Below are 15,382 nucleotides of genomic sequence, written 5' to 3' on the forward strand. Positions count from 1 at the left end.
AATGAGGAAAAAGGAGCTCATTTGGCGAAAATCTCCAGCAATCGTGGCGCTATCTTGTCCAGCGGGCGAATCTCCACGGCAGCGTCGATGGCTGCGGCCGCCTTCGGCATGCCGTACACCGCACTGCTGCCCTGGTCTTGTGCGATGGTCAGGTAGCCCTGTTGGCGCATGAGTTTAAGCCCCTGGGCGCCATCACGCCCCATGCCGGTGAGTAAAACCCCCACGGCGTCACCGCTCCAGTAACTGGCCACGCTCTCGAAAAACACATCGATGGAGGGCCGGTAGATTTCGTTGACCGGTTCGGCGGTGTAGGCCAGCGTGCCGTTTTTCAGCAAGCGAATATGGTGATTGGTGCCGGCCAGCAATACCGTGCCGCTTTGCGGCGGCTCGCCTTCCTCGGCCAGGCGCACGTTGAGGCCGCTGGCACTGCCGAGCCATTCAGCCATGCCGGCGGCAAACACCTGGTCAACGTGCTGCACCAGCACGATGGCCGGAGAGAAATCACGCGGCAGGCCCTTGAGCAAGACTTCCAGCGCCGCCGGCCCACCGGCGGATGAGCCGATGGCGATCAGGCTCTGGCGTGAACCCGAACTGCGCAACGGTGACGGCGCCGGGCGCGGGCGATTGCCCTTGTCGCCGATCAGCCAGCCGATGTTCATGATCTTGCGCAACAACGGCGCAGCCGCTTCCTGGGCATTGCCGGCGCCGACGGTCGGGGTGTCGACCACGTCCAGCGCACCGTGGCCCATGGCCTCGAACACCCGGTGCACGTTCTGCTGGCGATCCACGGTGACGATGACAATGGCGCACGGGGTCTCGGCCATGATCCGCCGCGTGGCCTCGACGCCATCCATCACCGGCATGATCAGGTCCATCAGGATCAGGTCCGGCGTGTCCTGCGCGCACAGGCGCACCGCTTCGGCGCCATTGCCGGCGACCCAGACCACCTCGTGTGTCGGCTCGAATGCCAGGGCGCGGCGCAGGGCCTCCACCGCCATGGGCATGTCGTTGACGATTGCAATCCTCATGCACGCGCTCCTCCAATGAGCTCAACCACTGCATCAAGCAAGGCGTCGTCATGAAAACTGGCCTTGGCTAGATAATAGTCGGCCCCGGCATCCAGTCCACGGCGCCGGTCCTCCTCACGATCCTTGTAGGACACCACCATCACCGGCAGCGATTGCAGGCGATTGTCCCGACGCAGCAACGTAACCAGTTCGATGCCGTCCATGCGCGGCATATCAATGTCGGTGATCAGCAGATCGAAATCCTCCGAACGCAACGCGTTCCAGCCGTCCATGCCGTCTACCGCAACCGCCACATCGTATCCGCGATTGAGCAACAGCTTGCGCTGCAACTCTCGCACGGTCAGGGAATCGTCCACCACCAGAATTCGCTTGCGGGCCGCCTCGACCACCTGATTGCTGTGGCGGGCGATGCGTTCCAGGCGCCCGGTGTTGAGCAGCTTTTCCACAGACCGCAGCATGTCTTCGACATCGACGATCAGCACCACCGAGCCGTCGTCGAGCAGGGCCCCGGCGGAAATGTCCTGCACCTTGCCCAGACGCTCATCCAGTGGCAGCACCACCAATGTCCGCTCCCCGATAAACCGCTCCACGGCCACGCCGTAGATCGCATCGCGCTCGCGAATCACCACGACCTTCAGGGTTTGCCCGCTGTTCTGGCTGGCCGGGCGATGCAGCAACTGGCTGGCCGCCACCAGCCCGACATGCCGGCCTTCGTACCAGAAATGCTGGCGACCTTCGACCTGCACGATATCCGCCGGCTCCAGATCACACATGCGCTCAATGTGCGCCAGCGGAAAGGCATAGGCTTCATCGCCGACTTCCACCACCAGGCTACGCACCACCGACAGGGTCAACGGCACTTCAAGATGGAAACGACTGCCCTCGCCCGCCGTCTGCTCCAGCACCACCGCACCGCGCAACTGCCGGACCATGTGCTGCACCGCATCCAGGCCGACGCCACGACCGGACACCTCGGTGACCCTGTCGCGCAGGCTGAAACCGGGCAGGAACAGGAACGTCAGCAGTTCTTCTTCGCTCAACTGCGCAGCGGTTTCCGCGGGGGACAGATTTCGTTCAACGATGCTGCGACGGACTTTTTCCAGGTCCACGCCGTTACCGTCATCGCTCAATTCAAGCACCAGCAAACCGGCCTGATGAGACGCGCGCAGGCGAATCAAACCTTCCGCCGGCTTGCCGGCCAGCAGGCGTTGTTCCGGAAGCTCGATGCCGTGATCGACCGCGTTGCGCAACAGGTGAGTCAGTGGCGCCTCGAGCTTTTCCAGCACATCGCGATCGACCTGGGTCTTCTCGCCTTCAATTTCCAGTCGCACCTGTTTGCCCAGGTCGCGCCCCAGATCACGGACCATGCGCACCTGCCCGGTCAGCACATCGGCAAACGGCCGCATGCGACAGGCCAGCGCCGTGTCGTACAACACCTGTGCCCGCTGGCTGGCATGCCAGGCGAACTCATCGAGTTCGGCGTTCTTTTCCATGAGCAATTGCTGGGATTGCGCCAGCAAGCGCCGCGCATCCTCAAGGGCTTCCTGGGCTTCCAGGCTCAAGGCGTGATCCTTGAGGTGAACGTTGAGATTCTCCAGCGCTCGCAGGCTGCTGCTCTGCATGCGCTTGAGTCGCTGCATGGTTGCCAGGTGCGGTTTGAGGCGCTGGGTTTCCACCAGGGATTTGCTCGACAGATCGAGCAGGCTATTCAGGCGCTCGGCGGTGACGCGCAACACTCGTTCGCCGTTTTCGGTGGTGCGTTTGGTCTTGCGCAGGGCTGGCGCCGGAGGCGGCTCGACGACAGGCGCCGGCGGCTCGACCTCGGGCGCGGGTGCTTCGAGCATAAGCTCGGACATAATCGGTTCGGCCATAACCGGTTCGGCAGGCGCAACCAGCGGCGCTGTCGGATCCAGCAAGCGTGCCATCAAGGTTACGTAGGCCTCGATGTCCGCGGCCTCCGGGTTGTTGTCCGGCGTGGCGATGCGCATCAGCAAATCGGTGCCTTGCAGCAACGCATCGATGTGTTCGGGACGCAGCAACAGGCGCCCTTCCTGGGCACTGACCAGGCAATCTTCCATGACGTGGGCGACGCTGACCCCGGCATCGACGCCCACGATCCGCGCCGCCCCCTTGAGCGAGTGCGCTGCACGCATGCACGATTCAAGCTGATCGGCCAGGGTCGGATCGCGCTCAAGCGCCAGCAGGCCGGCACTCAAGACCTGGGTCTGGGCTTCGGCCTCCAGGCTGAACAGCTCCAGCAAAGAGGCGTCGCGCATTTGCTCGGGGGTCATGTGAGGCTCCGGGTCACGGCGGACAACAGCTGTTCTTCATCCAGCCAACGCAGGCTGCGACCTTTGAATTGCAACACGCCACGGGTGTATCTGGCGCTGGCCTGGGCCCCCGAGCGCGATGCGCTATCGAGGATATGCTCATCGATGGCGTGAATCCCGTCGACTTCGTCCACCGGCACCACCACCGGCCCGCCGTGGGCCGCGATGATCAGCATGCGCGGCATGACCCGCGCACCCGGTGCCACATTGTTGGTGCCGTCGAGCCCGAGCAGCTCCACCAGCGACAGGCAGGCGACCAGCGCGCCGCGCACATTCGCCACGCCGAGCAAGGCCCGGGAGCGCTGGTGCGGCAAAGAGTGAATCGCCTGCAACGGTGACACTTCCACCAGGCTGCGCGTGGCCAGGCCCAACCACTCTTCCCCCAGACGGAACATCAACAACGAGCGGGTTTTCACCTCGCTCTCGAGCGCGACGGACACTGGCCCGCGCTCTTCCTGCTGCAAGGCATAACGATCAAGCAGACGCGTCGCGGCTGCCGAATACACCGCACAATTGCGGCAATGAATATGCTCGGCCAGCAACGGGCAGGACTTGTCGCCGTGGATACCGATGCGGTTCCAGCAATCGTCGATGGCCTGGGCATCCCGGGTGACGCTGAAGGTGTCGGAGGCGATCATCGTTTACGCTCACTGTCGGCGGCGCGTGCGCTGCGGGCGGCACGTTCCTGCAATCGTCTGGCCCCCGCCGCATCACCCTGGGCCTGCAGCAAGGCGGCCAGGTGCATCAACGCTTCGGGATGTTGCGGCTCAAGGTACAACGCCTTGCGATAAAAGCCCTGGGCTTCCAGGACGTTTCCCGCGACATCACTGAGCAGGCCCAGCCAATAGAACACCTGGGCTACCGGTTCATGACTGCGCAAATAGCTTTCACACGCAGCCTTTGCCTCGGCGCTTTTACCTTCGTTGGCCAGCCCGGCGATGTTCGCCAGCAGCACGGCCGTATCGGTGCCAGAGGTTTTCGGCACAGGCGCCAGAGGCACGACTGCGGCGAACGGACGACTGCGCACTGGCGCAGCGGGTCGATTGCGCAGCGGTTGCGGCACAGGCAAGGGGGTTGGAACGAATGCCGGCAGAGGTTCAGGCTCCGCAGTCCCTTGTCGACTGAAGGCGAAGGACTGCGCGATACCGATCGAGCGCATCCCCAAACGCCCCAGCAGACTGCCTTCGGCCGGGCCGATAAACAGCACGCCATCATCGTGGGTCAGGCGCTTGAGCACTTCAAAGACTTGCTTCTGGGTCGGCTGGTCGAAATAGATCAGCAGGTTGCGACAAAACACGAAATCGAATGGTGGTTCACCGGCCAGCAAGGCCGGGTCCAGCAGATTGCCGACCTGCAAGCGCACCTGTTCCTGCACACGCGGGTCCAGGCGATAGCCGTCGCCTTCGGCCATGAAATGGCGATCGCGATATGCAATGTCGTCGCCGCGAAAGGAATTCTTGCCGTACAAGGCTCGCCTGGCTTTATCCACCGACAACGGGCTGACGTCCATGCCGTCGACCTTGAACTGGTGCGGCTTGAGCCCGGCATCGAGCAACGCCATGGCGATTGAGTACGGTTCTTCACCGGTGGAACACGGCAGGCTGAGAATCCGCAGCGCGCGCAGGTTGTTGATTGCTGCCAGACGCTTGCTCGCCAGTTTCGCCAGGGTGGCGAAGGATTCCGGATACCGGAAGAACCAGGTTTCCGGAACGATCACCGCTTCGATCAATGCCTGTTGCTCGTCCCGTGAGCCCTGCAAGGTGCGCCAATACTCATCGGCCGAGGCTGCTTGCGCAGCCACGCTGCGCTGGCGCACCGCCCGCTCGATGATGGCCGGCCCCACCGAGGTCACGTCGAGTCCGATACGCTCCTTGAGGAAGTCGAAAAAACGCTGGTCGCTGCTCATGGCCGCACCTCCAGCAGCGCCGGATCCATTGGCGGCGAAGGAAACAACAAGGCCCGCACCTGATCGCTCAGCAGATCACTGACCCGTACCCACTGCAGCAAGCCTTGCTCGTCCTTGCGCACCGGCCCCAGGTAAGGCGCCTGGCGATTGTCCAGGCCGTAGGGCTGAAAATCCGCCGGATCGCAGCGCAAGGTGTCGGTCGCCTGTTCCAGAATCAGCCCGAGCAGTTGTGTCTCGCCGGTTTCATCCGGGCAGTAGTTGACCAGCACCAGCCGGGTGCTGGTACGGGCCTGTGCCGGCGCGCCAAACGTCAGTGCACTCAAGTCGATCACTGGCACCACGGCGCCCCGATAGGCGAACACCCCGGCGACCCAGGCGGGGGCATGGGCAATAGGCTTCAAGGGCAGGCGCGGCAGCACTTCAGCCACTTCGACAGCCTTCAAGGCATAGCGCTCGCTGCCGATGCGAAACACCAGAAACAATGCATGCAGCGCCTGCTTCACGGCAGAGCGCTTGGCCGTGATTTCGCTCATCAGACTTTGAATCGCGAAACGCCGCTGCGCAGCCCGACGGCTACCTGGCTCAGTTCATCGATGGCGAAACTGGCCTGGCGCAGAGACTCGACCGTCTGGCTGCTGGCATCACCCAACTGCACCAGCGCATGGTTGATCTGCTCGGCACCGGTAGCCTGGGCCTGCATCCCTTCGTTGACCATCAGCACCCGCGGTGCCAGCGCCTGGACCTGATGGATGATCTGCGACAATTGCTCGCCGACCTGCTGCACCTCGGACATGCCGCGACGCACTTCTTCGGAGAACTTGTCCATGCCCATGACCCCGGCCGATACCGCTGACTGGATCTCGCGCACCATTTGCTCGATGTCGTAGGTGGCCACCGCCGTCTGGTCCGCCAGGCGCCGTACCTCGGTGGCGACCACGGCAAAACCGCGCCCGTACTCACCGGCCTTTTCGGCCTCGATGGCGGCGTTGAGCGACAGCAGGTTGGTCTGGTCAGCCACCTTGACGATGGTCACCACCACCTGATTGATGTTGCCGGCTTTCTCGTTGAGGATCGCCAGCTTGGCATTGACCAGATCGGCCGCGCCCATCACCGAGTGCATGGTTTCCTCCATGCGCGCCAGGCCCTGTTGCCCGGAGCCGGCGGCCACGGAAGCCTGATCGGCGGCGGTGGAAACCTCGGTCATGGTGCGCACCAGATCCCGGGAGGTGGCGGCGATTTCACGGGAGGTCGCGCCGATTTCCGTGGTGGTGGCGGCGGTTTCCGTGGCAGTCGCCTGTTGCTGTTTGGAGGTGGCGGCGATCTCGGTGACCGACGTGGTCACCTGCACCGATGAGCGCTGTGCCTGTGACACCAGCGAGGTGAGCTCGGTCATCATGTCGTTGAAACCGGTCTCTACCGCACCGAATTCGTCCTTGCGCTCCAGATTCAGGCGGCTGCTGAGATCACCGGTGCGCATGATTTCGAGGATGTTCACGATGCGGTTCATCGGCGCCATGATGGCGCGCATCAATAGCAAGCCGCACAGGCCGGCAGCCAGGACGGCCACCAGAAGGGAAATGCCCATGATGATTTTTGCCGTCAGCACCGCGTCGTCGATGGCTGCGATGTCATTGTCGGCCACCGCTTTGTTTTCGCGGATGATGTCGTTGAGCTTCATGCGCCCCGCGGTCCACGCCGGGGTCAATTGCTCGTTGAACAGGCGAATGGCTTCGGCGCTCTGATTGCGCTTGTGCAAGTCGAGCACGGTCGCCAGGACCTGATTGTAGTCGTCATGAAGTTTTTCGAAGGCGGCGTACTCGACCTTGTCCTCATCGGTGGCGATGGTGCCGCGATAGCTCTTCATATGCTCTTGCAGGCGCGTCTCGAAGGTCTTGAAGTTCTCCGCCTGCTCGGCGCTGAACCCCGCCCCCTCCTTGAAGCCAAGAATTTCCTGGGTCCGCAGGTAGCTGTCGACCCAGGCGCTGCGCACCATCGAACTGAAATACAGGCCCGGTAGCGCATCCTCACGAACGCTGGCTTCGCTGCTTTCGATCTTCAGAAGCCGCGAATACGAGACGACCACCATCAGCAGCATGATGGCGATAATTACCGCAAAGCTCGCCAAAATGCGTTGGCGCAACGTCCAGTTCTTCACAGTCAATCCTCGGGCCTGATTCGAAATGCGGGGAGTATAGCCGAGGGCGGTGTTTCATTTATAAGACGGATGCACGCCACTTCTCATCCCGTTGAAAAAAGGCGGGATGGGCTCTGGATGGGACTGTCCGCTAATTGTGGGAATGGGTGTTAGGGGTGATTGGGTAGAATCGGGCGATGGATCGGCCATTGGGGATGTGGCGTGGCTGAAAACGCCTTCGCGAGCAGGCTCGCTCCCACAAGTTATTCACGGTCAATGTGGGAGCGAGCCTGCTCGCGATGACGGACTGAAGGTTTACAGGGAAGCCTGGCGCACCTGCTTCTCCAGTTCAGCCTTCAACCCCGGTTCCAGCTTGAGTTGCCGCGCCAGTTCATCCAGGTAGGACTTCTCCATGAAGTTCTCCTCGTCGACCATCATCACACTCGCGATGTACATCTCGGCGGCGGTCTCCGGCGTGCGCGCGGCACGGGCGACGTCGGCGGGGTCCAGCGGCTTGTTGAGTTCGGCGTGCAGCCAGTGTTGCAGCTCCTGGTCATTGTCGAGCTTGATGAACTCGCCCTCGATCAGTGCGCGCTCACGTTCGTCGACATGCCCGTCAGCCTTGGCCGCGGCCACCAGCGCCTTGAGAATCGCCTGGCTGTGCTGCTCGACTTGCGCGGCAGGCAAGCGGTCGAGGGTTTGCGGTTCGGTTTCTGGCGCAGTGCCCTGCTGGGCCTGCCAGTTGCCGTAGGCCTTGTAGGCCAGCACGCCCAACGCGGCGAGGCCGCCATAGACCGCAACCTTGCCGCCCACCTTGCGGGCCTTCTTGCTGCCGAGCAGCAAGCCCATCGCACCTGCCGCCAATGCCCCGCCGCTCGCGCCGGATAGCAAACTGCCGAGGGCACCGGTGCCACCGCTCGCGCCCTTTTGCTGTGAGCCACCGGCCTTGTTCTGAAGCAGGTCCTGGCCGGACTTGAGTAGTTGATCGAGCAATCCACGGGTGTTCATTTGCTGCCTCCACAGGACGTTTAACCTGAAATCAAGGGCACCAGCCTAGATCGAAAGTGCCGACGCCCCGTGCGCGAGAGTGCTTCCAGATGTTGCATCGCCAGGGCACCTGGCACTGACCATCGAAAAAAAAGATATACACTCCAACAAATCGATAAAAACAGCCCACCGGGTGCTTCCCCCATGATGACCTTGCGTCAGATCCGCCATTTCATCGCTGTGGCCGAGACCGGTTCGATCTCCGCCGCCGCGCAAACCGCGTTCATTTCCCAGTCGACCCTGACCCTGGCCATCCAGCAACTGGAGGAGGAAATCGGCGTCAGCCTGTTCAGCCGCCACGCCAAGGGCATGACCCTGACCCACCAGGGCCATCAATTCCTGCGCCAGGCGCACTTGATCCTGGCCACCGTGGATAACGCCAAGCGCAGCCTGCAACAGAGCACCGACCAGGTCGCCGGGCAATTGATAGTCGGCGTGACCAGCCTGGTGGCCGGTTATTACCTGGCGGATTTGCTCACCCGCTTCCAGCGCGCCTACCCCAACGTGGAAATCCGCGTGATGGAAGACGAGCGCCCGTACATCGAGCATTTGCTGGTCAGCGGCGAAATCGATGTCGGCGTGCTGATCCTCTCCAACCTCGAAGACCGTCACGCCTTGCAGACCGAAGTGCTGACCCACTCGCCGCACCGGCTATGGCTGCCGGCCCAGCACCCGCTGCTGGAACACGACAGCATCAACCTCGCCGATGTGGCCCGCGAGCCATTGATTCAACTGAACGTCGACGAAATGGACCGCAACGCCCAACGCATGTGGTCCGCCGCCTCGCTGCAACCGCGTATCACCCTGCGCACGGCCTCGACCGAAGCAGTGCGAAGCCTGGTGGCCGCCGGATTGGGCGTGTCGATCCAGCCCGACATGACCTATCGCCCGTGGTCGCTGGAGGGCGACATCATCGAAGCGCGGCCGATTGCCGACCTCAGCCAGACCCTCGATGTCGGCCTCGCCTGGCGTCGCGGCACGGCCCGGCCGGCGCTGGTGGACCCGTTCCTGACGGTCGCCCGCGAACAACCCCATGGCGGGCGCAAGCCATCTATTTAATCGAACGCCACCTTCAGTATTTAGTATTTGTTGTCCTCGGGCCCGCGAACTAGTCTTGTTACATCTATATAAGACGGCCGGGTCCCAACCACTGGGAACACCATGGCCACACAAGAAAAGAGAACCCGAAAAATGGCCGGCGCGCAGACCCCGTTGTTCACCGCATTGTTGATCGATGGTGAATTAGTCGCCGGTCAAGGCTGTGTCGAGCCGATTCTCAACCCGGCCACCGGCGAAATCATCACGCAAATCGCCGAAGCCAGCACCGAGCAAGTCGAAGCCGCGATCCTCGCTGCCCACCGCGCCTTTGCCGGCTGGTCACGGACCACGCCACAGCAACGTTCGAACCTGTTGCTGGACATCGCCAACGCCATCGAGAAAAGCGCCGACCTGCTGGCCCGCCTCGAGTCCATGAACTGCGGCAAGCCGTTGCACCTGGCCCGTCAGGATGACCTGAGTGCCACGGTCGACGTGTTCCGCTTCTTCGCCGGTGCCGTACGTTGCCAGACCGGCCAGCTCAGCGGCGAATACCTGCCGGGCTACACCAGCATGGTGCGCCGCGATCCTATCGGGGTGGTGGCGTCGATTGCGCCGTGGAACTACCCGATCATGATGGCCGCGTGGAAAATCGCCCCGGCCCTCGCCGCCGGCAACACCCTGGTGTTCAAGCCATCGGAACACACGCCGTTGTCGATCCTGGCCCTGGCACCCGCACTGGCCGAGATCCTGCCACGGGGTGTGATCAACATCGTTTGCGGGGGTGGCGAAGGCGTCGGCAGCCACCTGGTGAGCCACCCTAAAGTGCGCATGGTGTCGCTGACCGGCGATATCGTCACCGGGCAAAAAATCCTCCAGGCCGCATCGAAAACCCTCAAGCGTACCCACCTCGAACTCGGCGGCAAGGCTCCGGTGATCGTCTGCAACGATGCCGACATTCAGGCCGTGGTCGAAGGCGTGCGCACTTATGGCTACTACAACGCCGGCCAGGATTGCACCGCCGCTTGCCGCATTTATGCCCAGGCCGGGATTCACGACCGCCTGGTGGCCGAGCTCGGCGCGGCCGTGAGCAGCCTGCGCTTCGCCGGCAAACGCGACGCCGACAACGAAATCGGCCCGCTGATCAGCACCCGCCAGCGCGACCGCGTGGCCAGCTTTGTCGAACGCGCCCTCGGCCAGCCGCACATCGAGCGGGTGACCGGCGCGGCCGTGCATTCCGGCGCCGGCTTCTATTACCAGCCGACCCTGCTGGCCGGCTGCAAGCAAAGCGATGAGATCGTCCAGCGCGAAGTGTTCGGACCGGTGGTCACCGTGACCCGTTTCGATGAACTGGAACAAGCGGTGGACTGGGCCAACGATTCGGAATACGGCCTGGCGTCGTCGGTCTGGACCCAGAACCTCGACAAGGCCATGCAGGTCGCGGCGCGCCTGCAGTACGGCTGCACCTGGATCAACAGCCATTTCATGCTGGTCAGCGAAATGCCCCATGGCGGCCTGAAGCGCTCGGGCTACGGCAAGGACCTGTCCAGCGATTCGCTTCAGGACTACAGCGTGGTGCGGCACATCATGGCCCGCCATGGCGAGCATCTCTGACTACGCTAATAACAAGCCACCAACGGCATGCTTCACCACGTTCAACACACTGCCCCGACCATAATTAAAGAAGAGGGAATTCCCATGTTCGTGCACAAGACCGCACTGCTCAGTGCAATCACCACCGCGCTGCTGGCCAGTGCCAGCATCCAGGCCGCCGAGCCGCTCAAAGCTGTCGGGGCTGGCGAGGGCCAACTGGATATTGTGGCCTGGCCTGGCTACATCGAACGTGGCGAGAGCGACAAGGCCTACGACTGGGTGACCGGTTTCGAGAAGGAAACCGGCTGCAAGGTCAACGTCAAGACCGCGGCCACTTCCGACGAAATGGTCAGCCTGATGGCCAAGGGTGGTTACGATCTGGTGACGGCGTCGGGCGACGCCTCCCTGCGCCTGATCGTCGGCAAACGTGTGCAGCCGATCAACACCGCGTTGATCCCGAACTGGAAAAACCTCGACCCGCGCCTCAAGGATGCCCCCTGGTACGTGGTCAACAAGCAGACCTACGGCACCCCGTATCAGTGGGGCCCGAACGTGCTGATGTACAACACCAACGTGTTCAAGACCGCGCCGACCACCTGGGGCGTGCTGTTCAATGCCGAAAACCTGCCGGACGGCAAGCCGAACAAGGGTCGCGTGCAAGCCTATGACGGCCCGATCTACATCGCCGACGCGGCGCTGTACCTCAAGACCGCCAAACCGGAACTGGGCATCCAGAGCCCGTACGAACTGACCGAAGCCCAGTACAAGGCCGTGCTCGACCTGCTGCGCGCCCAGCAGCCGTTGATCCACCGCTACTGGCACGACACCACCGTACAAATGAGTGACTTCAAGAACGAAGGCGTGGTCGCCTCCGGCGCCTGGCCGTATCAGGTCAACGGCCTGATGAACGAGAAACAGCCAATCGCCTCGACCATCCCGAAAGAAGGCGCCACCGGTTGGGCCGACACCACCATGATGCACACCGAGGCCAAGCACCCGAACTGCGCTTACAAGTGGATGGACTGGTCGCTGCAACCGAAAGTCCAGGGCGACGTAGCGGCGTGGTTCGGCTCGTTGCCAGCAGTCCCTGCGGCGTGCAAGGAGAGCGAACTGCTCGGCGCCGAAGGCTGCAAGACCAACGGTTTCGACCAGTTCGACAAGATCGCCTTCTGGAAAACCCCGCAGGCTGAAGGCGGCAAGTTCGTGCCGTACAGCCGCTGGACCCAGGACTACATCGCGATCATGGGCGGTAGATAACCCACCTTCACCTGTGGGAGCGAGCTTGCTCGCGATGAGGGCACTCCAGTCAATATTGTTACTGACTGACACTCCGCCATCGCGAGCAAGCTCGCTCCCACAGTAGATCACCGTCGTTGCCGCTACCGCGCTCGGCCGACAGATAAAAGTTTTTGTTTTTTCAGAAGTCCAGGCAGGGCCGCTGCGACGGCCTTCGCCTTTTTGGAGCACCGCACCATGACGCTTGCAGTCCAGTTCACCAACGTTTCCCGTCAATTCGGCGAAGTGAAAGCCGTAGACCGGGTTTCCATCGACATCCAGGACGGCGAGTTCTTCTCCATGCTGGGGCCTTCCGGCTCGGGCAAGACCACCTGTTTGCGCCTGATCGCCGGTTTTGAACAACCCAGCGCAGGTTCCATCCGTATTCATGGCGAAGAGGCCGCCGGCCTGCCGCCGTACCAGCGTGACGTGAATACCGTGTTCCAGGATTACGCGCTGTTCCCGCACATGAACGTTCGCGACAACGTCGCCTACGGTTTGAAAGTCAAAGGCGTGGGTAAGGCCGAACGCCTGAAACGCGCCGAAGAAGCGCTCGACATGGTCGCCCTCGGCGGCTATGGCGACCGCAAGCCGGTGCAGCTCTCCGGCGGTCAGCGCCAGCGTGTGGCCCTGGCCCGCGCCCTGGTCAACCGTCCTCGGGTACTGTTGCTCGACGAGCCACTCGGCGCACTCGACCTGAAGCTGCGCGAGCAAATGCAGAGCGAGCTGAAAAAACTGCAACGCCAGCTCGGCATCACCTTCATTTTCGTCACCCATGACCAGACCGAAGCGCTGTCGATGTCCGACCGCGTGGCGGTATTCAACAAGGGCCGCATCGAACAAGTCGACAGCCCGCGCAACCTGTACATGAAACCGGCCACCACCTTCGTCGCCGAATTCGTCGGCACCTCCAACGTGATCCGCGGTGACCTGGCGAAGCAAATCAGTGGCAATCCGCAGCCGTTCTCGATTCGCCCGGAACACGTGCGTTTCGCCGAAGGCCCGCTGGCCAGCCACGAAATCGAAGTCACCGGCTTGCTCCACGATATCCAGTACCAAGGCAGCGCCACCCGCTATGAACTGAAACTGGAAAACGGCCAGACCCTGAACATCAGCAAGGCCAACAACCAGTGGCTGGACACCAGCGCACAACACCAGACCGGTCAGCGCATCAGCGCACGTTGGGCACGCGAAGCCATGATCCCGTTGCACGACACCGTTGCAGGCGGGGTGTGAGATGAACACCGTAGCTATCCCTCAATCTCCGGCCAGCGGCTCGCTGCTGCGCAGGTTTTCCAACCTGCTGTATCGCCGGCCGAATTTTTACCTGTCGCTGCTGCTGGTACCGCCGCTGCTGTGGTTCGGCGCTATCTACCTGGGCTCGTTGCTGGTTCTGCTGTGGCAAGGTTTCTACACCTTCGATGACTTCACCATGGCGGTCACCCCCGACCTGACCCTGGCGAACTTCACCGCGCTGTTCCAGCCGTCGAACTTCGACATCATCCTGCGCACCCTGGGCATGGCGATTGCCGTGTCGATTGCCAGCGCCATCGTCGCGTTCCCGATTGCCTACTACATGGCGCGCTACACCACGGGCAAGACCAAAGCGTTTTTCTACATCGCGGTGATGATGCCGATGTGGGCCAGTTACATCGTCAAGGCCTACGCCTGGACCTTGCTGCTGGCCAAGGGCGGCGTGGCGCAGTGGTTCGTGCAGCACCTGGGGCTGGAACCGGTCCTGCAGTTCGTGCTGGGCATTCCGGGCGTTGGCGGCAGCACCTTGTCGACCTCGCACCTGGGGCGCTTCATGGTGTTCGTCTACATCTGGCTGCCGTTCATGATCCTGCCGATCCAGGCTTCGCTGGAACGCCTGCCGCCCTCGCTGCTGCAAGCCTCCGCCGACCTCGGGGCCAAGCCGCGCCAGACCTTCATGCAAGTGATTCTGCCGCTGTCGATCCCGGGCATTGCCGCCGGTTCGATCTTCACCTTCTCGCTGACCCTGGGCGACTTCATCGTGCCGCAACTGGTCGGCCCGCCCGGCTACTTCGTCGGCAGCATGGTCTACGCCCAGCAAGGCGCGATCGGCAACATGCCAATGGCTGCCGCGTTCACCCTGGTGCCGATCGTACTGATCGCCATCTACCTGTCCATCGTCAAACGTCTGGGGGCCTTCGATGCACTCTGAAAAAGCCTCATTAGGCCTGCGCATTGCCGCCTGGGGCGGGTTGGTGTTCCTGCACTTCCCGATCCTGATCATCTTCCTGTACGCCTTCAACACCGAAGACGCGGCGTTCAGCTTTCCGCCCAAGGGCTTCACCCTGAAGTGGATCGGCGTGGCGTTCTCCCGGCCGGACGTGCTCGAAGCCATCAAGCTGTCGTTGCAGATCGCCTCGATTGCCACATTGATCGCCATGGTCCTTGGCACGCTGGCGTCCGCTGCGTTGTACCGTCGGGACTTCTTCGGCAAGCAAGGCATCTCGCTGATGCTGATCCTGCCGATTGCCCTGCCGGGGATCATCACCGGGATCGCGTTGCTGGCGACCTTCAAGACACTGGGCATCGAGCCGGGGATGTTCACCATCATCGTCGGTCACGCGACCTTCTGCGTGGTGATCGTCTACAACAACGTCATCGCCCGCTTGCGCCGTACCTCCCACAGCTTGATCGAGGCCTCGATGGACCTCGGCGCCGACGGCTGGCAGACCTTCCGCTACATCATCCTGCCGAACCTCGGCTCGGCGTTGCTGGCTGGCGGCATGCTGGCGTTTGCCCTGTCGTTCGACGAGATCATCGTCACCACCTTCACCGCCGGCCATGAACGCACCCTGCCGCTGTGGCTGCTCAACCAGCTCAGCCGTCCACGGGACGTGCCGGTGACCAACGTCGTGGCGATGCTGGTGATGATCGTGACCATGCTGCCGATCCTCGGCGCCTATTACCTGACCCGTGGCGGCGAAAGCGTTGCGGGCAGTGGCGGGAAGTAAATCAATAACCGACAACAACAATCCCCTGTAGGAGCTGCCGCAGGCTGCGA

General features: G+C 62.5%; 13 protein-coding genes. 6 read left to right on the forward strand and 7 right to left on the reverse strand.

Annotated elements, in window-relative coordinates:
• Positions 1-17: 17 nt before the first annotated feature.
• From AC3WJW_RS18410 to AC3WJW_RS18440, 7 genes are all read right to left on the reverse strand, one after another.
• The gene (locus AC3WJW_RS18410; protein WP_493726900.1) at positions 18-1,028 is read right to left on the reverse strand and encodes a chemotaxis response regulator protein-glutamate methylesterase; all 1,011 of its coding nucleotides are present in this window, start codon (positions 1,026-1,028) and stop codon (positions 18-20) included.
• Positions 1,025-3,319: a hybrid sensor histidine kinase/response regulator gene (locus AC3WJW_RS18415; RefSeq protein ID WP_493726901.1), complete on the reverse strand. Its 2,295-nt coding sequence runs from the start codon at positions 3,317-3,319 to the stop codon at positions 1,025-1,027. The genes AC3WJW_RS18410 and AC3WJW_RS18415 overlap by 4 nt, the downstream gene beginning before the upstream one ends.
• Complete coding sequence (locus tag AC3WJW_RS18420; protein ID WP_493726902.1) at positions 3,316-3,996, reverse strand: chemotaxis protein CheW; 681 nt, start codon at positions 3,994-3,996, stop codon at positions 3,316-3,318. Before AC3WJW_RS18420 ends, AC3WJW_RS18415 begins: the two co-directional genes overlap by 4 nt.
• Positions 3,993-5,264 (reverse strand): CheR family methyltransferase, encoded by a 1,272-nt coding sequence (locus AC3WJW_RS18425; protein ID WP_493726903.1) that lies wholly within the window; start codon positions 5,262-5,264, stop codon positions 3,993-3,995. Before AC3WJW_RS18425 ends, AC3WJW_RS18420 begins: the two co-directional genes overlap by 4 nt.
• Positions 5,261-5,797 carry a chemotaxis protein CheW gene (locus AC3WJW_RS18430; RefSeq protein WP_493726904.1) on the reverse strand — a complete coding sequence of 179 codons (537 nt, stop codon included), beginning with the start codon at positions 5,795-5,797 and terminating at the stop codon, positions 5,261-5,263. Before AC3WJW_RS18430 ends, AC3WJW_RS18425 begins: the two co-directional genes overlap by 4 nt.
• Complete coding sequence (locus AC3WJW_RS18435; protein WP_493726905.1) at positions 5,797-7,419, reverse strand: methyl-accepting chemotaxis protein; 1,623 nt, start codon at positions 7,417-7,419, stop codon at positions 5,797-5,799. The genes AC3WJW_RS18430 and AC3WJW_RS18435 overlap by 1 nt, the downstream gene beginning before the upstream one ends.
• A gap of 294 nt (positions 7,420-7,713) precedes the next feature.
• The gene (locus tag AC3WJW_RS18440) at positions 7,714-8,406 is read right to left on the reverse strand and encodes a tellurite resistance TerB family protein (RefSeq protein WP_493726906.1); all 693 of its coding nucleotides are present in this window, start codon (positions 8,404-8,406) and stop codon (positions 7,714-7,716) included.
• A gap of 183 nt (positions 8,407-8,589) precedes the next feature.
• On the opposite strand from AC3WJW_RS18440, the gene AC3WJW_RS18445 reads away from it, so the two are divergent.
• From AC3WJW_RS18445 to AC3WJW_RS18470, 6 genes are all read left to right on the forward strand, one after another.
• Positions 8,590-9,504 (forward strand): LysR family transcriptional regulator, encoded by a 915-nt coding sequence (locus AC3WJW_RS18445; protein WP_007975056.1) that lies wholly within the window; start codon positions 8,590-8,592, stop codon positions 9,502-9,504.
• A 102-nt stretch (positions 9,505-9,606) separates the two neighbouring features.
• Positions 9,607-11,094, forward strand: coding sequence for a gamma-aminobutyraldehyde dehydrogenase (locus AC3WJW_RS18450; RefSeq protein WP_493726907.1), 1,488 nt, complete (start codon positions 9,607-9,609; stop codon positions 11,092-11,094).
• Between the two features lie 84 nt (positions 11,095-11,178).
• On the forward strand, positions 11,179-12,330 hold the full coding sequence (gene ydcS / locus AC3WJW_RS18455) for a putative ABC transporter substrate-binding protein YdcS (protein WP_102699049.1): 1,152 nt from the start codon (positions 11,179-11,181) through the stop codon (positions 12,328-12,330).
• 216 nt (positions 12,331-12,546) lie between these two features.
• Positions 12,547-13,584 (forward strand): ABC transporter ATP-binding protein, encoded by a 1,038-nt coding sequence (locus AC3WJW_RS18460; protein ID WP_218485964.1) that lies wholly within the window; start codon positions 12,547-12,549, stop codon positions 13,582-13,584.
• Position 13,585: 1 nt separating this feature from the next.
• Positions 13,586-14,533, forward strand: coding sequence for an ABC transporter permease (locus tag AC3WJW_RS18465; protein ID WP_015093713.1), 948 nt, complete (start codon positions 13,586-13,588; stop codon positions 14,531-14,533).
• On the forward strand, positions 14,523-15,332 hold the full coding sequence (locus tag AC3WJW_RS18470; RefSeq protein ID WP_102699051.1) for an ABC transporter permease: 810 nt from the start codon (positions 14,523-14,525) through the stop codon (positions 15,330-15,332). The genes AC3WJW_RS18465 and AC3WJW_RS18470 overlap by 11 nt, the downstream gene beginning before the upstream one ends.
• Positions 15,333-15,382: the final 50 nt, after the last annotated feature.

This window comes from Pseudomonas sp. GW821-FHT07G06 (genome assembly GCF_058986625.1).